This is a genomic window from Pseudomonas sp. GW823-FHT06B06 (assembly GCF_058795195.1).
Map to the genome: position 1 here is coordinate 126,029 of NZ_JBXAHO010000009.1, position 23,662 is coordinate 149,690.

The window sequence follows — 23,662 nt, forward strand, 5'->3', positions numbered from 1 at the left end:
ACCCATGACGATCAAACAAGCAAACGAAATAGACTCTGCTTACGAAAAAAAATACGACGAGTTCATCCAGCAGCACGATTTCCTGAAAACGGTATTCGGCCGTACTCCACTGGGAGACGACCTGGACACGCTGAAGGATAAAGTCAGTGATGCGCGATGGCTGAACGTCAAAGCCGGATGGTTATCGGACACCACCGATAAATTCGATCGCCTCGATTACTTCGTTGCCCGACTCAAGCAGGATTACCGCGGGAAGTTCATAAAAAGCCTGGCCGATGTACCCGATGACTTGAGAGAGGAATTCCCCGACGACGAAGCCGAGTTCCAAGCGTTCATGGCCGAGGAGCGCGAAACCTGTTACGCCGCCTACGATGAAATGACTCGCCTGCGATCGGATGCAGAGGAAGAGCTGGTGGCTAACGATTACTTCGACACGATCGGCTCGCAACCGAGCGACTACGAGCTCAGCCCCTACGAAGAAAAGTGCTTGCCGCCGCTGGTAGAAAATCTTGAAAGACTTTGGAGCAAGCATAAGGTAGCGGGGTTTGGCTTGATGTGTATGGCTAGCCATTTGGGTGATACGGATTATGATCTTAGTTTGACGCGGGCATTGATGTTCGATTGAAGCGGTGCCTCTGGAGGCATGAGCCAAAGCACTCGAGCTCGCAAACTGGTCAGGAGGAACGATTGTCGATCTAATACACCTTTACTTCGCCTGAATTGCAGCAGAATGACATTCGATGACTCAGATCATGCTGACCTAATTTCGTATCTCCCAAATTTTGCCGTTGGCGCGACGAAACCGGCTATAGCTTGGCTTAAGGTACAATTCTCCGCCAAATTCATACCTAAGACACCTCATGAAACTCCTCAACACCTACGACGACCGTGACGAAGCCAATGAGGCTGCTGAAAAGCTGACCGGCGATAAGCGCCTTGCCAGTGAGCGTGATGCTACCGTGGTCATTTACAACCTGTTCGGTGACCCAAGCTGGGGCAATTTCCATCGACTGGGCATGTACAACCTGGGCGAACTGAAAACACTTCTAGATCGTCGCGCCAGTTGGCAGCCGATCGATCAGACACGGCACGCCGAGATCATTGCCACACTGCAGAGCGTTGCCAAGAACTACGGCTTAGTAGTGCCTCAGCACTGGCTATAAGGTCAGTGCCCATAGTAAGTCTGCTTTCGACGCTAAGGATAGCTTCAGTCCTTCACGACTAACACCGTCATTGGCATGACACGAAACAGTTCAACGTCTCTATCAACAGAGTATCTCTGGCTGAGTTCACGATCAATTTCCTTCTGAGATAGGCACTCAGAAAACTTCAGCTCCCGCACAAAATCCTCATCCAACAACACAGCTAAGTGCTCGACGTTGCCAGCAAGAATCATTCGAATCTCATTGATCAGGGTCTCGGTTGAATACACATGCCTGAAATTCAAGCTTTCATTGTCTACAATAATTTTGTCGGCCTGATCATCAAGCACATCCTTTATCGCTGAGTTCAACAGCTTGCCCGCGAAGTTCCACCAGGTCGCATTGCCATCGGCATCAAAGATCAGGGTCGTTTTGCCTGACTCAATCCATCCGTACTGATCCCTGAGATCGACAAGCAGCCCCTGTGCCCTGGACGACAGCCCATCTGGGATTACCTCGGAGACCAAAACCTCGGCAATCGCACGACAAAGCTCATACTTCAATGGCTGCGCATCACTGACCCATTGCGATTTTCCACGCGCGTCTGAAGGCTCGACGAAAGCCTTTTTGCGCGGCCAGTCGATATAGATCGTTTGCCAACTACGTCCACCCAACGTCAATAGGGCTGGTCCGTTGTCGCGGACTGCAAAGGTAAGCTGATGCACCTCGCCAAGTTCCTGCTTACCCCAGAAAACTTTGACCATGGGCGGAGTAGTAAATACCGAGAAAATCTCCATGAAGTTCTTCTCGCCAAACGCTCTCTCCCCAGCCTTACCGATGCCGATCAGGCCCTCATCAGAGTGTAATATCGCGGCTCCAAGCATGTAGCTGATCACGCCGGCACGATCCTCTGGCGCTACGTCAGCAAAGCCTGGCATGCGCCCTAACCACTGATCTACATCGGCAGCGATGATGCCTTTTTCCTGAAGCGCCAAAGCCATCGTTTGCTGCGCATAAATGTGCATTGGCCTTGCAGGTGGTTCGATAGGTTCGACATACCCGTTGCGCCAAAGCTGCAACAACGCCAACGCCCGCAGAAATGCATCTTGCTTGGTAGCCAGAAACAGGCAATTTCGAGAACTTCCCCCGCGACGGCCGGTTCGGCCAATTCGCTGCAGGAACGAAGCGACGGTGTACGGCGCATCAATCTGGATAACCCGATCAAGGTCTCCCACATCAATGCCCAACTCCAGCGTAGACGTAGAAACAATCACACAGTCGTTGCCTTGGGAAAACGCCTCTTCGGCCGCCCTCCTTTCTTCCAGACTCAATGAGCTATGGGATATGTAGGTCGCCACCCCGAGGCCACGCAGCTCTACCGCGAGTTCCTCGACCTTTGAGCGACTGTCTACGAAAACGAGACGCTTCTCTCCTTTATGCAATCTCGAAATCACAACGGCCGCATTCTTCAGCGCCCCCACCCAGTCAACCTGCACATCGGGAATCACGTTGTTTTCAGCAGGAGGGTTGATCACGCTACGCCGCGCACTACAGCCACCAGCGAGCCAGTCACAGAGCTCTTCGGGATTGCCAACAGTAGCGGAGAGCCCCAATCGCTGAAGCTCCCGCCCCGCCAGCACACTGATTCGCTCAAGGACGGACAGCAAGTGCCAACCGCGATCATCCCCAGCGAAAGCATGCACTTCATCAATGATCACCGTTCGCACATTGGCAAACAACTGCTGATGATCAACCTTGCTGGAAACCAGCATGACTTCTAGCGACTCTGGGGTTGTCAGCAGAATGTCAGGGGGCGATGCAACAATCTTGGCTTTTCGCGCAGCGCTAATATCGCCATGCCACAGGGCGACGCTGCGACCAAGGAGATGCCCGTAGTAACTCAGCCGTTGCTCTAGGTTATTGAGCAGCGCCTTGATCGGGCAGACATAGAGCACCGATAGCCCTTCCCAGCTTTCACTGAGCATGCGTGAAAAGACTGGGAAGCTTGCCGCTTCGGTTTTGCCGCCTGCCGTCGGAGCCAGCAAGATCGCATGCTCGCCATCCAGAACGGGCTGGATGGTTGACTCCTGCAGCGGCCGCAAACCGTTCCAGCCGAGAGAGTTGACGATATGGTGTTGCAAAGCAGGATGGAGCTTGTCGAACTCACTCATGCGGCAAAGCTCCGCTCAAACAGCTCAAAGATCGAGCTCTATATCATCAACTGAGGTTGCCGCACTGTTAGCCCGCTCGACCGCTGTCAGCTCGGTATCCGAGATGGTCAGTGCGTAATGCTGCCTCGGATTAAAGTCCTCGAACTGATCAATGCGATCTAGGACCTCACCCACCAGCTTCTTCAGGAAAATCCGCGGCGCGATTCCGACCTTGCCTCCCAGCTTGCCAGTCACTGCTCTTGCCAGTTCAGCAATGTAGTCATCATCAGCAAGCCGGAGAATGCGCTCTGCCATAGCGCTGTTCTCGGCATACAGGTTGCGCACCTTACCGCCGACCTCTTCCAAGGATTCACGGCTGAAGCCACGAAGGCGAATTTGTACTGCCCGAGGATTATCGAAGCGAGCATCAGTGGTGAAGTCCACAGCCAGACGCTGAGCCAGGGGCGACAAGCGCTGGACCCCCATAGGTCCTTCGAAAAAAGCAGGCGTTCCAGTGATCACCAAATACAAACCAGGGAAGCGGCCCGAATCTACCTCGTCCATCAACTGGCGTAAGGCGTTCAGACTTTTGTCACGCACGTCTCCACGCATACGCTGCAGCGTTTCAACTTCATCAAGCACCAACAACAGCCCTGGGTGCCCGGAGTCATTCAGGATGGTCAGCACACCCTGCAAGAAACTCAATGCACCGAAATGGTCGATATCGCCCTTGATCATCGCGTAGCGTTTGACTGCAGCGGCAATGTTCGGCTGCCCCGCCATCCAGGCCAATAGGCCGTTGGCGATCTCCTCCTCACCCTCAAGAAGAGCCCGGCGATAGGCCCGCAGGGTCAGGGCAAAAGCCGGAGCAGAACGTACTACTTCGCCTAGGCGCTTCTCCATCAGCACATCAGTCGCATTGATCAGGGCTTCGGAATCATTCGGATCAATGTCGTGCTGGGCCAATACATCCTCTTCCAAGGTATAAAACCAAGACTCGACGATATTCTGGAAAGCACCGGAGGGCATGTCGGGTGTAGTCAGGCGCTCCATAAGCCGGCGATAGACGGTCTCAAGCCGGTGCAATGGCGTCTCCGTTTCGGAGATTTGTACTTCGGCACAGGCAAAGCCTAATCGGTGCGCCTTTTCACGCAGCCACCGTGAGGCAAAGGTTTTACCGCTACCGTACTCCCCACGTATGGCCTTGAAAATGGCCCCACCCCGGCTGACCTTTTCCAACTCCTCGTCAAAAGCGCGCTCAAAGGACTGCAAGCCAACAGCCAAAGCATCCAGTCCGTACTGCGGCACAGTCCCCCGGCGCAGTGCGTCTAGAATATCCTGACGTCGTTGCTTGCTGATCGACATGTCTACACCCTGTAGTTATTGAATTTCAAATTGCTTCTTAAGGTCCGCTACATTCAGCCGGATCGTCTGCGAATCACGCTCAACTGAAAGAATCGGATAGCCATCCACATTGAGCAGCTTCTGTGCTCCTGCAAGGAAACCACGAATCCTCAGTTTTGGAATCAGCAACTCAGAACACATCACAGCTTCCATGACCTGCCAGTGATGTTTTTCCAGCAACTTAAGCAGCCCCTGCATATGTTCGTCACTAATCGCCGTTCGACCTGCCCGCTCTCGCACATGACGGTAGACAGACGAACTGAGTAACAGACCAATCCAATCGCCACTAGCAGCCTGCGAGGCGCTCTTGCTCGCTGATAGCATCGGAGCTCCAAAGCCGAACATATCGTCGATCACTTCATCAGCCGCCTGCTTCTTTCCAGCAGCTTTCTTGACAGGCACATTGACAGAAACGAGCGATAATTCCACAGATGCACTCAGAGTCTCGGCGTTAGACGCCATAGGTGAGTACCACCAATCAGGAAGTCGACGAGGGACCTCGCGCCAACCGTCAGGGACCTGACGGGTAGCAGCATTGATGTACACCCCCAGCGGTATCACCACTTCCTGCAGAGAACCGCCACCGTGATAACCATGATTCTTGGCTCGGGTATAGCGCAAGCGCTCAGACCAAGGCAGGATCACCTGCTTGCCAGCAGTAACCACTCGCTCGCCTGATACCAGAATTTCCAGCTCGGATGGAGCAATGCCAGGAACTACCGGGTGGTAGCGCTCACCGTTATCGTCTGCAGACTGCTGGTAAACCGAGTCATGGTCCAACACATGCCCATGATCGCTGGTAACAATCACTACGCGGCCAGCCTCCCGAGCAGCCTCCATCACATGGCGAAACAAGGCCACTGTTTCAAACGACCAGTCCACCTTGACTTGCGAGCTGCTGGACAGCTGATCATCAATTGCGTTGATCACCACCGCCAAGATCCGGTGCTCTGTACCCGCTATCACCCCCCTGACGCTGCTGTGCAAGCTGCCGGATCCAGACTGCGACAAATCCTGTTTGTGATAGACCTGCGGCGGAAATTTGGTAGATGCCAGTTTTTTCAGCTGCGAATGACCACTGAAAGCCTTCTTCTCATCATTGGCGTTACCTTCGCAAAGCGCACCGGACAACAGCGAAGAACGGCTGACCTGGGTAACTGTTGGAAGTGCTGCTACCAGACAGGCATCGCCCTGGGTCTCAATCGGTTGCAACTCCAGCCAGTTATTACGGACCAAGTCTTCACTCAGTTGGCGGTAAACCGCCTCACTCATCCCGTCCAGCACTAGAAGCAACACTTGCCCTTTTTCTGCCAGCGGCGCGACCAGGTTATCCAAGGCGCGCTCAACAGGGATAAGTCGAGCCGGCAAATGATCACCACGAGCAATGGTTCCCAACTGCTGACCAAAGGCCTGATTTTGCCGCTCCCGATACCGCCCAACTTGCCCGGAAAGTTTCTGGTACACGGAGTTCAAAGCATCATGAGCGTCACCCGCCCAGATCTCGGCTCGCGCCCAGTCGCAAAAACCTCCTTGATCAATGTAATCGGTGATCAAGCTGACGGCAGTTCCCTCAGCAGCTGGCGTACGTTTTAGCCAGCGGAGCAACCGCATGGCCATGTTCGCCCGCGCAACAGTCTCGCTATATCGGTCCAATCCCGAGAGGCAATGCATCTCCATCTGCTGCAAAGCAGACTCTGCATCCATGCAGTCACCCCCATCGAGGGCTTGATCCAGAGCGACAGCAAAAGCGTTAAAGCGTGTCTGCAGCCCACAAGGCAGCAACGCCGAATGCTCAGCAGCTGCCTGCATATCCAAGCTCGCAAGGATCTGCTCCGTTTTTGACAAGTAGCGTGCATAGCTGGGGAAACCAAGCGCACCGATCCAATGCTTCACCAGAGCAACAGCCACTTCACCCAGTGGCTGCAACATGCGGAACTCGATCTTCTTCCCGCCCAAATAACGCTCACGGAATATTCCGCGACTGATGTGCAGTTGGCTCACATCCAATACATGCAACCGTTCAATATCCGAAGAAAACAATACGGAACAGGCCAGGGCCACAGGAAGGAGATCACTGCCCTGATCATTCAACAGCAGCGTAGACACCACCTCATGGGTTTCCGGTAAACCACGGGCCAACCAATCGCCAAGGTTGTCCCGAATATCGCCTGGCAATGCCGTAAGCAACGCGCTCGCATCTACCTTGGTGCTCCAGCTCAGCACCGACTGCAGATCTAGCGTCGCTTCTTGATAGTTCAGATGGGCCATAGCGATAGCGCGCCACGCTGTCTCCTCATCAAGAACTTCACCAAAGCTGATTTTCCCTTGGTAACGCTCGACACCATTAAGCATTGCTTCAGCTACCCACCGGCCATGCTTGCGCGTCAGACGTGGATCTATATCCCTGACACGAATTAATTGCTGCAAGGTCTTCCAAGGACTTATCCGCTGGGGCTCGTTCCTCCAGAGCCTGGCCAGTACATCCATTGCAAGCTTTGTCTCAGCAAAGCCAGACAGAAGCACTAGACGCTCAGAAGGATCTTTTCGATCCTGGTGGTGCTTGACCAGCGCCTCGCGCATCGCCAGTTCAGACACGCAGTACACAGCCCGGACCCTACGCCCTTCAACGACTTGCTCAACAACCTGCGTCGTCAACGGATTGGTCCACACCAATGCAATGCAGTCGGCCTCCGCATCACGCTGAAAAACCGCCTGCAGCTGAGTCAGCACTGGCATTGGCAATGCCGCGTTCGCCTGCATGATCGACATCACCTCAGTCCTCAGCCCCGTCCATGCGCACAATGCTGTAACTCACATCAAGCACATAGCCGTCCTTCAATTTGCTATCAATCTCGGCGAACAAACTGCGCGCTTGCTTGCTGTTTAAACCGCTCTGCTGAACCTGTTCCAGAACCTTTCTACCGCCAACAGTCTTGCTAGTGTCCACAGGCGGGGTTCCCGGTTCTGGATTAGCCGGCGGAACGTTGCGTGTCAGCTGTGCGGTAGCATCAGCCTGTGCCTGACGTAGCGCCTGCGCCAACGCTGTAACCAGCTCATCAGCGGCCAACGTAGCACTGACACGCTGCTTAATCTGTAGCGCCTCGGTACCGCCTGACTTCCACACGGTCTCCAGCAGTTGCCAGTTATTGTCCTGGATCGCCTGGGTCACGCTGGCCGCACTGACGATACTTTTCGCCAGCGCCATAGCGTTAGTCGGCGGCTGGATACTGGCCAGCGCAGCAATCAACTGTGCACCTTGCTTAGCTTGTAGTGCCTTCAGCAGGCTGACGGCATACTCAGCGTTACGCAGACGATTGCATTGCGAACTCTGGTTAACCCGGTTCAGTGCACCTCTGACCTCAGTAACCAGCTCCTCACAATGTCCAAGCTCGCGTTTGACCTCGTCCAGCACATCCTTTTCCAGTGCATTCTGATGGTTGGCTGTGCGCAGCTTGTTGGGCGTCAGGCCAAAGATGGCCGACGCGTTATCCACGCCCTGCTTCCAGATGCTCGGCTCCGCCAGGTCCTGCTTGATCAGCACTAGATTATCCGGCATATCCTTGAGCGTCGGCTCATAGTCCTGGCCGTGCATCGTGAAGGCATATTGGCCGTGCTCGGCAAACACCATGATGAGCAGGTTCTGCACGATATCCGGCAGGCCTTTCGGCGTCGGCTGATCAATGGCGTAGCGCAGACGCTTCGCCGTCACTGGATCACCCGCATACTCATCCTTGGCCAGCTCACGTGTCATTTGCTTCGGCCAGTCATCCTTGAAGATGAAGTGCCGCTCGTGCATTTCACCAAGCTTCAGCGGCTGGGCAATCGAGCGCATAATTGAGCGTAGCGGCGTGTCTATATCAATCCGGCCATTGCTAGCGTGTACAGCCCGGCGCAGCTGCTCCATCACCTTGCCCAGATCAACCAGCCTGACTTCACCATCAAACTCGGGATGATCCGGATACTGGAAGGTTAAAGCCTGGGTAAGCAAATGCTCAAAGGCCGCTCGCAAGTTGCTGCCGACCGGTAGCTGCGGAGTAAATCCCGGCTCCAGTGAATAAACCTGGCTCTCCAATGTTACCGAGTCATCCAGCGTGCCTGGGATGGGCTGCGCAGCTCCAAAAGCGCCCATCAGATAATCGCGAATGCGCTGGCGCAGCTGGCTGCGCTGGTTATCGAGAAGAGTACGGGCCTGTGCCCGCTCCAAAGGGCTCAGGTGCTTACTAAAGGAGACAAAACGGTCCTCGCTTTTGAGTACGTGTTCAAGCGTCACCAAAGTGCCCAAATCGCGCTGCGCCGACTGGCTGAGAAAGTACGGCAACCAACACAAGGTCTGTGTGGCATTGCCGGTTGCCTCGTACTCCTGGATACGTGCCCTGTCACTCGCAGGTGAATGGTTACCCTGGTCGAACGGAAAATCGACCAGCACCTTCCAGTCATCACCACGAGCTTCGAAGGTGGTGAAGTCGGAAATCTCCCGAATGTTCTGGAACATCACCTCGACTGTACGACGAGTGCCGCGCCACGAGAACGGATGCTCGATAAACAGTTGGTTGTCGTCCTGTACGCCAAAGGCCTCAAACAGCAGATCCTTGATCAGTTTGCGCCGTGCACCATCGTTGTCGTGGATCTTAGCCTGCTCAAGAATGCTCTCGGTATCTACGCCAGAAAGCTGAATAGCAATGACTGGATTCGAGTCATCGCTGATCTTGATTTCACCGACCCGTCCCGCCCATTTACGGCACTTCTGCAATACAGCCTGCGCTTCACGGCCAGGAATCGGTGACTTGATGGTGCCATGGTTTAACGCCGCCAACTTGTTGGCCGTGAGCTGCTTGAAGCACTCAACTTCCGGTACCAGCGCCGACAGCAGCAGGGTCTTGATCAGGCGCATGTCGTTGGTAAAGGCTCGACGACCTGAGTCATTGACTGACAGCTCCTGCAACTGATCGAGCTTCAGGTTGTGCTCTTCCTCCAACAACGGCACCAGCTTGCGCTCCAGCAGATGGCGAGCATTGTCGAAATGCATGCGCATTACTTCCGAAAATGGCTCAGCCTCAGACGCAATCACGTCGTACAAATCACCGACGGGGATGCAGCCCCCCAGCTCCAGACTTTCGCGCTGATCAACTAACAGCATTAGCATGACCTTGAGCGCCGTGCGCTCGCGCTGCAACGCTGACGACAGCGCAACCAGAGCCTGCACCAAGGCCGGGCTGAACGGATAGAGCGAGCGGAACATATCGCGGTCGCCCTGGTTGGTCAGCAGAATTTCCTGCACTTCACTGCGCAGCCCCGCATCCATAGCTGCAAAGGCACTGTCGATCTCCGCCTTGGCTGCGGCGTTGATTGGCTTGAGCAAGCGACGCTCAGCGATGACCGGCAGGTTGCGATCTTCCAGGGTGATGGTGTGGAAGCGGCCATCCCAGTATTTGAGCGAGTCACTCAGCGCCTGCTGCTCGGCACCGTTGTACTGATCCCCCACAAACTCGCGCAGATCACGTTGACGGGCAATAAAGCTGGCCACGGGCAACGCACGCTGCTCACTGGCTTCGACCAGCTTCACTACCTTCTGAATGTTGTTGGCGATAAAGCGCTGGTCAGACAGGTGACTGGCCAACCAGAGAATTAGCTCATCGAGGAACAGGATGATCGCATCATAACCCAGTGCCTTGGCATGCTCGGTCATGATGCGCAGGCCCTCATCGAAGTCGACATAACCGCCGTATTCGCTGTTGGCCATATCCGCCATGGAGCTATAAAAGGTGCCGATCAAGTCGCCTACCAGCCGGGACTTGTCGTCCGCGCCTGCCTGATCATTGAGCACCGCATCAAAGCTGGCCGCATCCCAACCAGTCGACAGATCGCCCCAGCCATCATTCTCGGCCGCGGCCGCCCCCTTGTTCAACGTGGCAAAGAAGGCCTCATGCCCCATATTACCGCGCAGTTGCCGGGCATCACGGAACAAGCGATCACTCATGTAGAAACCGGGCACCGGCGCCTCCGGGTGCAGGTGTTTGATATGGCGAGCATAGCCCCCCAGCACACCGGCCTCGATGCTGGCAGCGCCGATCATGTGATACGGCACCAGCAGGATATTGGTTTGCTGCAGCCACTCATCGTGCTTGGCTACGGCAGGCGCCAGCTCGTTGATCGCCCGGGCTTGGGGATGCCCCTGTAGAAGCAGGTGCAGCACGGCCATAAAGTGCGACTTACCGCTACCAAAGCTGCCATGTAGGTAGGCACCCTTCTGCCGGTTCTGGTTACCTACCACAGTGCTTTTAATAAAGCTCAGGGCATCGTCGAACGACCGCTGCAGCTGCGGCGTAACCACATACTGCTCTAGCGTTTGACTGATAGCAGCCTCAGCCAAACCGCTAGACAGGTTAAGGACGAAATCACCCCGCTGAACCTTTTCTGGGATTTCAATCAGCTCTTTAATCAATGTCATGCTTTAAACCCCAGAATCAATTCTGCTCGCCACTGTTTTCGTGCGAACACCGCGTTTGCTTGCAACAGCAGCCGGCCGCCAGCTCAATAGGTCAGCCCGAACAATCTCCAGATTACGCAGTTCCTCAAGGAGGAAGCCTTCGTAGTAATCGCCCATGCGCTCGCCAAACTCCGGATCTACCTCGTTGTGCCACTGCTTCAACCAGGGAATCAGCTCATCAAACGCTACCAGCATCGGCATCAGGCGTTCAGTTTCCCACCCCTCGCCGTCTTTGCGATCCAGATACCAGGCAGCAATGGCCTGAGCCCGCTGCAGATGGTTCAAACCAGCCCAGCCGATAACTAGCGTGCTATCGCCGCCTTTTTCACAGCCAGGCAACGAGAAGAAGCGCTCTTTAGGCACATCCAGCTTGCCGCGCAGACTCCAGTAGGACGGTTTGCGGAAGTCCACCGGTTTGTATAGCGGCGGCACTGGAATATCGCCCACCTGCGCCTCCTTCTCCAGCTCGGCCCGGGCTTTGGCCAGTTTCCACGCAGCCTTCCTCTCAGGATCCTGGGCGTCTTCAGTCGACAGCGACCGCACCACGCCATGACGGGCGTCGATGGCATCTTCCTGCCGCTGCTTGTCCCAGGTTTCCTGCCAGGCGCGTAACTTGGGCACGACGTCGGCCTTCAGGCGGGCGGCGGCCATCTGCGGCACGTTATCGGCATTTACCAGTTCGCACACGAGCGCCTGCAGATCGACCAATTCGCTGCCGCAATATATCTCGGCCACCCGTAGCGCATCGATATCACGGCGTAAGCGGTCGGCCAGTTGAGCGCAAGTCTGCAGCTCGGGGGACTGGCAAGCTTGTTCGCAGCGAGTCAGTAACCACTCGCGGGAGGCGACGTGCAGGCGGGCTTCCCAGTTGTCGCGGTTCCAGCGGCGCTTGTATTCCGACTGCTCCACCAGCGCAACCCACCGGTTCTGCTCGATGACCTGCAAGCGACGTTCGAGCAGCGCACGGTACTCCGCCGGCCAGTGGGCAGGAATCTCGGTGATCGGCGTGCTACCGTGGCGATCAAACCAAGTCGATTCCACCTCGCCAGCAGCAATACGGCGGGCCAAATGGATCTCGAAGGCGCGCTCACCCGGCCTGACTGCAGGGACTTTGCCTGGGTAGCAGATGGTTGCATCAGTCAGGCCGTACAAGGAATAGACGTACCAATCCAGCTCTTCCTGCAACGCGACCATAGTTGCAGAAATATGATTCTCTTTAGACCGAGTCGCATCCAGCAGGCTTTTTAGATCTTCGGAGGCATGATTTAAGCAAGCAGCGGGAGAGATATCAGACAGTTGCGCTCCCAATCTATCCAGCGAGCCTGCAAACAACGCGAGAGTGTCATCCGGGCTATCGACAACAGGAAACCCTTTCAGTCCGGTTCCGGTGTATTCATAGAACTGCTCCCACTCTTCACTAGCCAGCCCCCCACCGATACCGCCCCCCCTTTATTATGGAAGACCTGCTTCATCCAGAAGCAGGCCGCAGAACTGTTCAACAACCCCAATAGTGAAAAATGATCGGCCTCTGTTACCCCTAGAGGGAGCTTAATAACTGGAGCTGACTGCTTGAAAACCTTTGCACCACGATCCAGAACGAAGTGGTTGTGGGTTGATACAAAAGCAAACCCTATTGATAACGGCTGTTTGTTTCTTTCTACTGGTATCTGATGATATTCAGCATAGTGGCGCCCTGCATCTTTGTAGTTCAGCTTACCGAAGGTGTTTCTTGCCCATAATTGGCCCCTAAGTGGCCAAAGATACTTTTCCTGTTCCGGGTCAACCTCCAGAGCAACTTCAGCGCTGTAGGGATAAAGCACTGTTGTCGCTGATCGCAAAGCCCAATCCCTGACCAAATCACCCTCTACTAGTGGGCGCATACGCTGTGGAAATCGGCAAGCGTTCAACTTGCAAGTAGGTACGCCGAAAGCCTCATCCTCTCCAAGAATCGCGCCAAAACCGATGGCCGTCACCTTCGTAGACAAAGGGACATGTTCCCCTTCAATCAGAGCTTTCAAGTCAGTAGCGCCACCACCGCCAACACTCCAGGGGTGGCTGGAAAAGGATTGACGTAGCTGGTCAACGACACTGATGTAGTCGTTCTCGCTTCCGACCTTTGGGAGTAAGTCAACAACTGAAGACCACACCTTGCCAAACGCAGCATTCTCGGGAATTCCGGGCTCACCGCGAATGCCCAAGACTGCACGGACAATATCGGTTTTAGGAACCTGATTGCGGGCGAATAGGATTACGGTAGGCGTACCATGTCCCGGAATATAGGCTCCAGAGGTGTCGATGACGTGAGTCAGGTCCTTGCGGGGCAGATAATCTTCAATCAGTTTTTTTCCGAACTCTCGTTTCATGAAGCTGTTTGCGGTAATCATCCCCATAAAGCCAGCAGGCTGATTACCCTCAGGCGACAGGGTTAGATCAAAGAAACGCTCGGTAAAAGGAGCCCCAAGTGAGTATTTACGGTGGCACGTGGGATATTTGTCCCGGTATGCCTGATTAAGCGCCTTATCTTTGACTGTTATGTAAGGCGGGTTGCCCACCACTACGTGATAGCGCTGCCCAAGAATCCTTTCGAGCTTTTCAGGATCCTCAACTTCGTATACGTGCTTTTTTTCTTCATCCAGCAAGCCACCCTGGATACCCTGACCTTGCCACTCAAAACGCCGACCGTGCAACAGCGAGTCACCACATGCCAGATTGAACTGAAACTTAGGGGCATCCTTGATCTTGGTGCTGCCTGCTGCCTTCATAGCGGCGATCAGCAGGCGGAATCGGCAGATGGCAATGGCATAAGGGTTGATATCGGTGCCATGCACTACATCCAGCGCACGCTGCGACAGCTCACGGGCGTTGGTGCCTGGCTCACGCTTCAGCCACTGGTTGAACACCCGCTCGAAGGTCGTCAGCAGAAAGTGGCCCGAACCACAAGTCGGGTCGATCAGTCGGAGCTTCGGCAGACCGAAGGTTTGAATTGCCGGCTCCAGGGTGTAATCGAGAATAAAGCTCTCAACGAACTCAGGGGTTTGCAGCAGCGCGTAACGCTTGCGCACTGACTCGGACAGGTCCTGGTACAGATCTCCAAGAAAACGGGTATCCCATTCCGAGTCGGTAAAGTCGTGCAGGATCTCGCCGCTGTCTGCATCGATTTTCTGGAAGAAGTCGATCAGTCGCTTGGCACCATCGGCGGAAACCGGGATATGCGACAGAGGGTTGTGGCGATGATCCAAAAGCTCAGCGATAACCGGGTACTTTTCCAGCTCTGCAAACAGATCGAGCAGATAGTGGCGCTCCTCAAAGGTGGGGCGCTCGTTGAAGTAAGCCACCATGCGCTCTTTGGCCTGCTGACGAGCATTTCTACCCTGAGCATCACTCACTGGCCCAGCCAGCACCGGCTCACTCAGTAGGCCGTTATCCTCCAGGAAACGCACAAATACACAGGTCAACACCCAGGCCACAGCGGCCTGGGTTATTTGCGCTTCCCGCCAAGATACGAAGTGTTCGGCGGTGCGCTCAGCCTCAACAGCAGCGCGATACTCGCGCTGCAGATGCTCACGCAGGTCTGCGTTGGCATCGCTGTAGACAAGAATGTCTTTCTCGATATGCGGCAGTAGGGCCTGGAGGCTTTTCAGTAGATCGGCACGATTAATCACAGGTGAATCCTTGTGCAGGAGGACCAACTTCGCAGCGACGCGGCCCCTCCTGTAAATTTAACTTAGGCAGTGCTTTTAACTGCCTCTGGTAGCTGCTGGTCGTTTTCCAACCAGCTACTGGGAATATGGGCAAACTCTTTGCTACCTGCTCCGGTAGGCACCAACGCGCCATCGATCATGGCCGCTGAACGCTGAGCATCAATCGCTATCAGCAGGACCAATCCAGGTGCGGCAACACCGGTGCGGCCACTCACGCTCATCAGTTGTCGGCGTAGATCGTTTAGCCAAGTAGTAATCAACTCATAACGTGCCAACAGCCCAGGCTCTGTCAGGAGCACTGGCTGGCTGGCTTGCAGAATTTCCTCAGCCATACCGGGCAACGCTCGCTGCACAAGCCGCTGCAGGTTTTGCCAGTCGCGTGAGCTTTGCTCGGCATCGTCCGCTTTGAGCACCACCTGCCAGTCCGGTGATTTGGGCATACTGGCGCAAACCGCCTGCACATGACGCAGCAACAGTTCATCAAAGCTGATGCGCTTGAAGGGATAGTCTCGACAGAGCTTTTCCTGTGCTTGCCACCATTGGCGAGGCCTCACGGTCAGGGCCAGAAAGTGGGAGGCCGTCACCACCTTTTCCAGCATCAGGCCCAGCTCTTTAACCGACTTGAGGGTCGTGGTGTCGTCTTCACCTTGGTGAGTCTGGCTGTAGTGGGTGGAACCGGCCGTTGCAAAGCTAGTCATGCCAGCGCTCGGCAGGCAGTAGCCACCCTTGGCGCCGTTGGCGAACTCAAAACTGCCATTCCACTGAAAGCCGATATCGAGCGAGTGCACCAGTTCATCAAGCTCCGGCCGGCCAGGTAACTCCTGCGCGGCTGGGTAGCGCCCAGCCACGCGAGTCTGAATATCCTTGACCGTAAGCGCCTTGCTACCCAACAGCGCACCCTGGGCAAGCTCCAGCGCAAACCTCGCCGACATGCCCCGAGGATAGAACTCAACACGACTAGACAAGGCTGCGCTTTCAGAAGCAGCAGCAGCCAAGCGCATAAGCCGGTGGTTACTTAGCCCAGCGAATGACTCTGGCGCAGGCATAGCACGAATCTTTTCCAATGTGCGCACGGGGGCCAACAACGGCTGCTGACGAGCACACTCATCCGCCAAACTCCCTAGATCACAGGCGTAATCGCCCAGTTCTTCACCACGGCCCTGACGATTGTCAGCAATTAGGCAACGGTTACCAGAGCGGCGCAATAGCCAGCGAGCCCCCTGTTTGCCCAGCTCAGTTTCTACAGCGGCACGCACAACGGCATAGGCCCAACGCTCGCGCAGTGGGCTGTCCTGCACCGAGCCACGCCGCAACAAGATCGCATCGGAGACTTCAACAGCCGTCATCACACCACCGTTTTCCTCCAGCAGTCCGGCGATATCCTCTCGCAGATCAGTAATGGCCTTGGTCTTGCCCCACTGGGTCACTACCTTGTCGATCAGTTCACGCACCACTAGAGTTTCGATGCGAAGGTGACCGCTAATGGCCGTCGGTGTCGGCCAATGAACGTTATGCACACCTTTAGGAGCGTCTTCAGCCAACCGACCTAGGAATTCGTTAAGGAAGCTCATTCGGATCGGGTCTGTCGACTTTGGCAGGACTTGCTGGAACAAACGGTCGACGCTGACCACACCGGTGTCGTCGCTATCGAACAGTTGATTTTGTTGGCCCTCCAAAAGACGAGCTTGAAGCTGGCCAATGACATCAGACAGCTCATTGCGAGTCTTCACCCCAACCCCCGTCCAAACCCGAACGCGAGAGCGATTCAGCTTGATCAGATCCGCAACGGTATTGATATTGCGGCGGCTGAGGGTGTCGAGTGCTTGTGGGGTCAATGCCAGCAAGCCGATCTGCGTATCCAGCTGAGCCTCACTGATGGGGCAAGTCCGCTCCAACGGCTGATGAGTCGTGTGCAGCGATTCACTGCGTGCAGCATGGAAGGTTTTGCGCCACTCACGCAGCATCTCGCCTGCACTGGCAAAACGCTTACGCACATCACGTACCAAGGCGCGCTTAAAGAACTCAACCATGCGATCACGGATGCTCGGGTCGAATACCGTACGATCGACCTCAAGCTCACCTTCCAACTGATGCGGCAGCCCCTCCGAAGAAGCCCACCCAGGCAAAGCGCCCGCCGCCATTTCATAAAGTGTCAGTGCTACGGAGAATCGCTCGGCATGATCGTCCCATCGACGGCGACCGGGATCCCGGATAAACGGATCCATATAGGCCAGGGTACCGGCGCTGATATTGTCGGCACCTACACTGGAAAGAGAGAAATCAAAGAGAATCAGGTGGAGGACGCTGCCTTGTTTCACCAAGCCGATGTTCTCCGGCTTGATATCGCGGTGCACCAAGGCTTGGTCTTCAAGGTGCACCACTGCACTTAGCAAGTCGTCACCGAAGCGCTCAAGCAACTCCAACTGCACAGCACCTACATGGCGCAAGCGCTGAGCCAGAGTGCCCTCAGTCGCATAATCGAGTAACAGGGCTGTATGCCCTACGACATCCAGGGTCTTATAGTAGGGAACAATGGCCTGGTGGCGTAGCTTGGCCAATATCTCGCCTTCTTTCATAAGACGATTGTTGTGGTCTGGCGTGGAGGCAATCTTCAGCACCCGAGACTGGCCCTGATAGTCGACTAGGAATACGACTGAAGAAGCTCCTTTGCCGAGATGCTGAATAACCTGAATTCCTCCTGGAAGAAGGTCACCTTTGCGCGCCTCGGTTGGATTGCTACGCAGCGTATTCGGCTGGCTAACTTCGTCTTCCAGATCATCCAGTCGATTGATAAATTCGCTGACCGATTCCAATCGGCTTCCCACGTCCGGATGTGTGGCGTACTGCACCAAGTGCTGCATGGTCTCGCTGGCACCGTTAATCTCATCGGTAACTTGTAGCCCGTTGCCGCGGCGTAGCTTGTCCAAAAGCTCAATGTCGGTTTGTGCCGGCTTCTTACCGGTAAATAGGTGGTAAGCGATCGCTCCGAGCGAGAAGACATCCATGTGGACGCCATCTGCTGCCCCTGTGTGCGCCTCCAAAGCCACATAGGGCCCAGCGTCTTCATGCACAAGGTTACTCAAACGTGTAAGAGCACTGATATCTCGCGACTCGCTCTCAAATAGGCGCTGTGCAGTTACCCAGTTACTGATCTTAACGCTGTATTTCTCGTCACCCTGCGACCTAACCCAGATGCACTGGGGGCTCAGGCCTCGGTGAAAAAGCTTCTGACCGTGCGCGTACTGCACCGCTTCTGCGATGAGTCGAAGCAGATAGACGGCCTGGCCTGTATCCAGCCGGCGATCTTTACCCAGATCCATTAGGAGATGATCAAGGCGAAATGCTTTGGGATCGTGCTCGTAGACCAGCGCAGGGCCGCTGTCGTGTTGCTGAAACTCGTGAGCGCGCAGAATCCCTGGATGTTCGATACCTTCAAGTAGACGAAACTCCAGCTTCGCCGCTTTCTCGAGCCGCAACACTTCTTCCTGTGGCTTACCCTGTGTCAGGTAGATGCGCACTTTGCGCTGCACCCCAAGTTCAGGATGCAGAGCCAACCACTCCTGAAAAGTGTCGGACTCGTCGAGCAGGCTTTGTAGCTCGTAGCTACCCACCCGGCGCATACGCACGGACTCTTTGATGCCGGCCTCTTCAACGGCACGCGAGACTATTTTAGCGGTGTAGGCCGTGATTTGCCGGTGCCTCCAGTTTTCGTCGACAAATGTGATTTCGCGAAGCAACTCAGCACGGTTAACAACACCCTGACGGGCATTACCTTCCAGCTTGATGACGAGATTCTCAGCTGACAGGAATACCAGCGCATCAATAAAAGGCACGGTCTCTTTGCTGCGATGAAATGACGGCTGAAGTTTCAGCAGTGAAGCCAGCTTTTGTGCCTTCCGCCGTGCCAGCAGACGGGGGTTATCAAAGATCTTTTGTCCGCCCTTGGGCAGAGGCTTTTCCCAAACCCAGTTAGCGGCATCCCCCCCGATGACACCTGGATGGGATTTGATTTCGATGAGATACATACCCTTTGGTGTTAGCACCATCAGATCGACTTCGTTGATGGAGCCATCCTGCGCAATAAACTCAAAGTTGGCCCACGCACGATACGGATCGTGGTCAGGGAGCAATTGCTTGGCAAACTCCAGCGCATCCCTCTCCCATGAGTAACCCGAGGGTGAGAGCTGCTTCCAGAGCATGTCCATCAGTGGTCACCCTTGTGAACTGACTGACGAGGAAAAAATAACGTCGTCATTTATTGTGGTACCTATCCTATTCCGACTGAGCTGAAGCAGACGCTCGACAAAAGCAACAGCTAGCAGGGAGTGCTTTGAAATGCAGCGCGTACGTAATAGCAAAATGCTCATAGCTGAGACTTAAGTCAATCTCAATTGGCAACCAATTGGCAACCATAAGCCCCTAAAATGAGAAAACGCGAAAAACAAGGATGCATAAAAAATCCAACCACCGCTAAGTGGTTGGATTTTCTGGAGTTATATGGTCGGGACGGAGTGATTCGAACACTCGACCCCTAGCACCCCATGCTAGTGCGCTACCGGACTGCGCTACGCCCCGACTAGGCGTGTAACCTGTTCCTCACCTCGAGGAACGCTCAAGAATATATCGCAAGCTTTTGAAAACTGGAAGTATTTAAAAGCAGAAATTTATTTCTTGAGGACAACCAGCACATCTTCGAGCTCTGCAATCATCTGCCGGATCATCTGTTTGTACTGGGTGGTGTCGTCTTTGGCTTCATCGCCGGACAGGCGCAGGCGTGCGCCGCCGATGGTGAAACCCTGATCGTACAGCAGCGCACGGATCTGCCGGATCATCAGCACGTCCTGGCGCTGATAATACCGGCGGTTTCCGCGACGTTTGACGGGGTTGAGCTGAGGAAACTCCTGCTCCCAGTAGCGCAGCACGTGTGGTTTTACCGCACACAGCTCGCTGACTTCACCAATGGTGAAGTAGCGTTTGCCTGGGATGACGGGAAGTTCGTCGTTATGACTTGGTTCCAGCATAAGCCTCAACTCGGGCCTTCAACTTCTGCCCTGGACGAAAGGTGACCACACGGCGAGCCGTGATCGGGATTTCTTCCCCCGTTTTCGGGTTGCGGCCAGGCCGCTGGCGTTTGTCCCGAAGGTCGAAATTGCCGAAACCGGACAATTTGACCTGCTCGTTGTCTTCAAGAGCGTGCCTGATTTCTTCGAAAAACAGCTCTACCAATTCCTTGGCTTCCCGCTTGTTCAGGCCCAGCTCTTCATACAGACGTTCCGCCATCTCAGCTTTCGTCAAAGCCCCCATACGTCACTTCCTTAACGTGGCGTCCAACCTTTGTTCGAGCGAGGTGAGGATGTTTTGCGTCGTAGAATTCACCTCATCGTCATTAAGAGTGCGCGATGGATGCTGCCAGGTCAAGCCAACTGCGAGGCTTTTTCTATCAGGATCAATGCCTTTACCCTGATACACGTCAAATAGCCTGAGGTCTGTCAGCCATTCGCCTGCATTTTCACGGATTACGTCGAGTACTGCCGCGGCAGCGACGTCTTTGTGCGCAATCAGTGCAAGGTCACGACGCACTTCAGGAAAGCGCGACAACTCTTGGAATTTAGGCATTTTGCCCGAGGCCACTTCCGCCAGGACCAGCTCGAAAACGAAGACTGGACGATCCAGGCCCAAGGTTTTCGACAACTCTGGGTGGATGGCGCCAACGAAACCGACCAGACGACCTTCGCGCTCGATGCGCGCGGTTTGACCCGGGTGCAACGCAGGGTGTTTACCCGGCACGAAACTGAAGGCATCCAGAGCACCGGCAAAGCCCAACACCGCTTCCACGTCAGCCTTGACGTCGAAGAAGTCGACCGTATCGCGACCCTGCGCCCAGCCTTCCGGCAGACGGCTGCCGCACACGACACCGGCGAGCATCGGCTCTTGCTTGAGCCCTTCGAGCTGGCCGACGAAACGCAGGCCGCTCTCGAACAGACGAACGCGATCCTGCTGGCGGTTCAGGTTGTGCGACAGCGCCTTGACCAGGCCTGGCCACAAGGACGAGCGCATGGCGGCCATGTCGTTCGAGATCGGGTTGGCCAGTAGCAGCGGCTCGACACCTGGATTGAACAGCTCGAACTGTTTCGGATCGATGAAGCTGTAGGTGATCGCTTCCTGGTAACCACGGGCGACCAGCAGACGGCGCAGCTCAGGCAGGTCACTACGGGCTTCGGCCTTGGCTTGCGGTGCCAGGCGCGCCTGCGGGTAACGAACCGGCAGGCGGTTGTAGCCGTACAGGCGAGCCAGTTCCTCGATCAGGTCGACTTCCAGGCTGATATCGAAACGATGGCTTGGCACTTCTACGCGCCACTGCCCTGCCCCATCGGCAGTAACGGTCAGGCCCAAGGCGTTGAGCAGACGCTCGACTTCGGCCGAATCCATTTCCATGCCCAGCATCTGGGTGATGCGCTGGGCACGCAGGGTGACCGGGGCAATCTTCGGCAGGTGCTGCTCGCTGACGGTCTCGATGATCGGGCCGGCTTCGCCACCGGTGATTTCCAGCAGCAGGCCAGTGGCGCGCTCCATGGCTTCACGGGCAAGCTGCCAGTCCACACCGCGTTCGTAACGGTGCGATGCGTCGGTGTGCAGGCCATAGGAACGGGCCTTGCCAGCGACAGCGATCTGATCGAAGAACGCGCTTTCCAGGAAGATATCGCGAGTGGTCGCGGTGTTCACGCCACTGTGCTCGCCACCCATGACGCCGGCGATTGCCAGGGCACGGGTATGGTCGGCGATCACCAGCGTATCGCTACGCAGGCTGACTTCCTGGCCGTCGAGCAGAACCAGTTTCTCGCCTTCCTCGGCCATGCGCACGCGGATGCCGCCATTGATTTCGGCGAGATCGAAGGCGTGCAGCGGTTGACCCAGCTCCAGCATCACGTAGTTGGTGATATCGACGGCGGCGTCGATGCTGCGCACGTCGGCACGGCGCAGGCGCTCGACCATCCATAGCGGAGTTGCCTTGGACAGGTCGACGTTACGGATCACGCGACCCAGGTAACGCGGGCAGGCGGCAGGGGCCAGCACTTCCACCGAACGCACTTCATCGTGCACAGCCGCGACAGTGGCGACTACCGGACGAGTGACCGGCGCGGCATACAGCGCGCCGACTTCGCGGGCCAGGCCGGCCAGGGACAGGCAGTCACCACGGTTCGGCGTCAGGTCGACTTCGATGCTGGCATCGTCCAGGCCCAGGTATTCACGAATGTCCTGGCCTACCGGCGCATCCGCCGGCAGTTCCATCAGGCCGTCGTTGCCCTCGCCCACTTGCAGCTCGGCTTGCGAGCACAGCATGCCATTGGATTCGACGCCACGCAGCTTGGCTTTCTTGATCTTGAAGTCGCCCGGCAGTTCGGCACCGAGGGTGGCGAACGGGATCTTCAGGCCCGGGCGCACGTTTGGCGCGCCGCAAACCACCTGGAAGGTCTGCGAGCCATTGCTGACCTGGCAAACGCGCAGCTTGTCGGCGTCCGGGTGCTGCTCGGTGCTCAGCACCTCGCCAACGATCACACCGGTGAATTCGCCGGCGGCCGGCGTCACGCTATCGACCTCAAGACCGGCCATCGACAGACGGGCAACCAGCTCGTCGCGACTTACCTGCGGGCTTACCCAGCCACGCAGCCATTGTTCACTGAATTTCATCCTGCTCTCCTAAGAATTCGTTACGACTAGCGAAATTGCGCGAGGAACCGCAAGTCGTTGTCGAAGAACAGACGCAAGTCGTTCACGCCGTAACGCAGCATGGCCAGACGCTCGACGCCCATGCCGAAGGCGAAGCCCGAAAACTCTTCCGGGTCGATCCCGGACATGCGCAGCACGTTCGGGTGAACCATGCCGCAGCCCATCACTTCCAGCCAGCCGGTCTGCTTGCAGACGCGGCAGCCTTTACCGCTGCACATCACGCATTCCATGTCGACTTCGGCCGACGGCTCGGTGAACGGGAAGTAGGAAGGACGGAAACGTACGGCCAGTTCTTTCTCGAAGAACACCCGCAGGAATTCTTCGATGGTGCCTTTGAGGTCGGCGAAATTGATGTCGCGATCGACCAGCAGGCCTTCGACCTGGTGGAACATCGGCGAGTGGGTGATATCCGAGTCGCTACGGTACACACGGCCTGGGCAGACGATGCGGATCGGTGGCTGTTTCGACTCCATGGTGCGGACCTGTACCGGGGAGGTATGGGTGCGCAGCAACATGTTGGCATTGAAATAGAAGGTGTCATGCATCGACCGGGCCGGGTGATGGCCAGGGATGTTGAGCGCTTCGAAGTTGTGGTAGTCGTCTTCGACCTCAGGGCCCTCGGCAATGCCGTAGCCGATATGGGTGAAGAACTGTTCGATACGTTCCAGAGTGCGAGTAACCGGATGCAGACCACCCGAGGCCTGGCCACGGCCAGGCAGGGTCACGTCAATGGACTCGGCAGACAGTTTGGCGGCCATGTCGGCCTCTTCAAACAGTGCCTTGCGGGCATTGAGGACCTCTGTGACACGCTCCTTGGCAACGTTGATCAGGGCGCCGACTTGCGGACGCTCTTCTGCCGGCAAATTCCCCAGGGTCTTCATCACCTGAGTCAACTCGCCCTTCTTGCCAAGGTAGTGAACCCGGATTTGCTCCAGGGCATTGATATCTTCAGCGCTTTGCACAGCCTCTAGTGCTTGAGAGACGAGCGCATCCAGGTTTTCCATGTACAGACTCCAGATACAAAATAGGGGAAGAGCTTGAAGGCTCTTC

The 23,662-nt window shown here is 55.9% G+C and carries 11 protein-coding genes, 1 tRNA gene and 1 pseudogene; 2 read left to right on the top strand and 11 right to left on the bottom strand.

What is annotated here, in order from left to right:
* Window positions 1-4 precede the first annotated feature (4 nt).
* Window positions 5-625, top strand: a complete 621-nt coding sequence (locus AC1Q8Q_RS10690) for a hypothetical protein (RefSeq protein ID WP_492615049.1) — start codon at window positions 5-7, stop codon at window positions 623-625.
* Between the two features lie 235 nt (window positions 626-860).
* Complete coding sequence (locus tag AC1Q8Q_RS10695; RefSeq protein WP_492615050.1) at window positions 861-1,163, top strand: hypothetical protein; 303 nt, start codon at window positions 861-863, stop codon at window positions 1,161-1,163.
* Window positions 1,164-1,207: 44 nt separating this feature from the next.
* On the opposite strand, the gene AC1Q8Q_RS10700 is transcribed toward AC1Q8Q_RS10695, so the two are convergent.
* From AC1Q8Q_RS10700 to pheS, 11 genes and pseudogenes are all read right to left on the bottom strand, one after another.
* The gene (locus tag AC1Q8Q_RS10700) at window positions 1,208-3,313 is read right to left on the bottom strand and encodes a DEAD/DEAH box helicase (protein ID WP_492615051.1); all 2,106 of its coding nucleotides are present in this window, start codon (window positions 3,311-3,313) and stop codon (window positions 1,208-1,210) included.
* A gap of 24 nt (window positions 3,314-3,337) precedes the next feature.
* The gene (brxD, locus tag AC1Q8Q_RS10705) at window positions 3,338-4,657 is read right to left on the bottom strand and encodes a BREX system ATP-binding protein BrxD (protein WP_492615052.1); all 1,320 of its coding nucleotides are present in this window, start codon (window positions 4,655-4,657) and stop codon (window positions 3,338-3,340) included.
* Between the two features lie 15 nt (window positions 4,658-4,672).
* Window positions 4,673-7,465, bottom strand: a complete 2,793-nt coding sequence (gene pglZ, locus AC1Q8Q_RS10710; RefSeq protein ID WP_492615053.1) for a BREX-2 system phosphatase PglZ — start codon at window positions 7,463-7,465, stop codon at window positions 4,673-4,675.
* 4 nt (window positions 7,466-7,469) lie between these two features.
* The gene (locus tag AC1Q8Q_RS10715) at window positions 7,470-11,144 is read right to left on the bottom strand and encodes a DUF6079 family protein (protein ID WP_492615054.1); all 3,675 of its coding nucleotides are present in this window, start codon (window positions 11,142-11,144) and stop codon (window positions 7,470-7,472) included.
* Between the two features lie 3 nt (window positions 11,145-11,147).
* Window positions 11,148-14,845 (bottom strand): annotated as a pseudogene (gene pglX / locus AC1Q8Q_RS10720) (BREX-2 system adenine-specific DNA-methyltransferase PglX).
* 62 nt (window positions 14,846-14,907) lie between these two features.
* Entirely contained in the window at window positions 14,908-19,089 is a 4,182-nt protein-coding gene (gene pglW, locus AC1Q8Q_RS10725; protein ID WP_492615055.1) for a BREX system serine/threonine kinase PglW, read from the bottom strand.
* 293 nt (window positions 19,090-19,382) lie between these two features.
* A tRNA-Pro gene (locus AC1Q8Q_RS10730) sits at window positions 19,383-19,459 on the bottom strand.
* An 89-nt stretch (window positions 19,460-19,548) separates the two neighbouring features.
* Window positions 19,549-19,905 (bottom strand): MerR family transcriptional regulator, encoded by a 357-nt coding sequence (locus AC1Q8Q_RS10735; RefSeq protein ID WP_003179985.1) that lies wholly within the window; start codon window positions 19,903-19,905, stop codon window positions 19,549-19,551.
* The gene (ihfA, locus tag AC1Q8Q_RS10740; protein ID WP_002553164.1) at window positions 19,886-20,188 is read right to left on the bottom strand and encodes an integration host factor subunit alpha; all 303 of its coding nucleotides are present in this window, start codon (window positions 20,186-20,188) and stop codon (window positions 19,886-19,888) included. Before ihfA ends, AC1Q8Q_RS10735 begins: the two co-directional genes overlap by 20 nt.
* Window positions 20,189-20,191: 3 nt before the next feature.
* On the bottom strand, window positions 20,192-22,573 hold the full coding sequence (gene pheT / locus AC1Q8Q_RS10745) for a phenylalanine--tRNA ligase subunit beta (RefSeq protein WP_033042613.1): 2,382 nt from the start codon (window positions 22,571-22,573) through the stop codon (window positions 20,192-20,194).
* A gap of 26 nt (window positions 22,574-22,599) precedes the next feature.
* On the bottom strand, window positions 22,600-23,616 hold the full coding sequence (gene pheS / locus AC1Q8Q_RS10750; RefSeq protein ID WP_020799067.1) for a phenylalanine--tRNA ligase subunit alpha: 1,017 nt from the start codon (window positions 23,614-23,616) through the stop codon (window positions 22,600-22,602).
* Window positions 23,617-23,662: the final 46 nt, after the last annotated feature.

Bases quoted from the DNA above. Each gene is read 5' to 3' on its own strand.
- AC1Q8Q_RS10690 (WP_492615049.1), top strand. From the start codon at position 5: ATGACGATCAAACAAGCAAACGAAATAGACTCTGCTTACGAAAAAAAA.
- AC1Q8Q_RS10695 (WP_492615050.1), top strand. From the start codon at position 861: ATGAAACTCCTCAACACCTACGACGACCGTGACGAAGCCAATGAGGCT.
- AC1Q8Q_RS10700 (WP_492615051.1), bottom strand. From the start codon at position 3,313: ATGAGTGAGTTCGACAAGCTCCATCCTGCTTTGCAACACCATATCGTC.
- brxD (WP_492615052.1), bottom strand. From the start codon at position 4,657: ATGTCGATCAGCAAGCAACGACGTCAGGATATTCTAGACGCACTGCGC.
- pglZ (WP_492615053.1), bottom strand. From the start codon at position 7,465: ATGTCGATCATGCAGGCGAACGCGGCATTGCCAATGCCAGTGCTGACT.
- AC1Q8Q_RS10715 (WP_492615054.1), bottom strand. From the start codon at position 11,144: ATGACATTGATTAAAGAGCTGATTGAAATCCCAGAAAAGGTTCAGCGG.
- pglW (WP_492615055.1), bottom strand. From the start codon at position 19,089: ATGGACATGCTCTGGAAGCAGCTCTCACCCTCGGGTTACTCATGGGAG.
- AC1Q8Q_RS10735 (WP_003179985.1), bottom strand. From the start codon at position 19,905: ATGCTGGAACCAAGTCATAACGACGAACTTCCCGTCATCCCAGGCAAA.
- ihfA (WP_002553164.1), bottom strand. From the start codon at position 20,188: ATGGGGGCTTTGACGAAAGCTGAGATGGCGGAACGTCTGTATGAAGAG.
- pheT (WP_033042613.1), bottom strand. From the start codon at position 22,573: ATGAAATTCAGTGAACAATGGCTGCGTGGCTGGGTAAGCCCGCAGGTA.
- pheS (WP_020799067.1), bottom strand. From the start codon at position 23,616: ATGGAAAACCTGGATGCGCTCGTCTCTCAAGCACTAGAGGCTGTGCAA.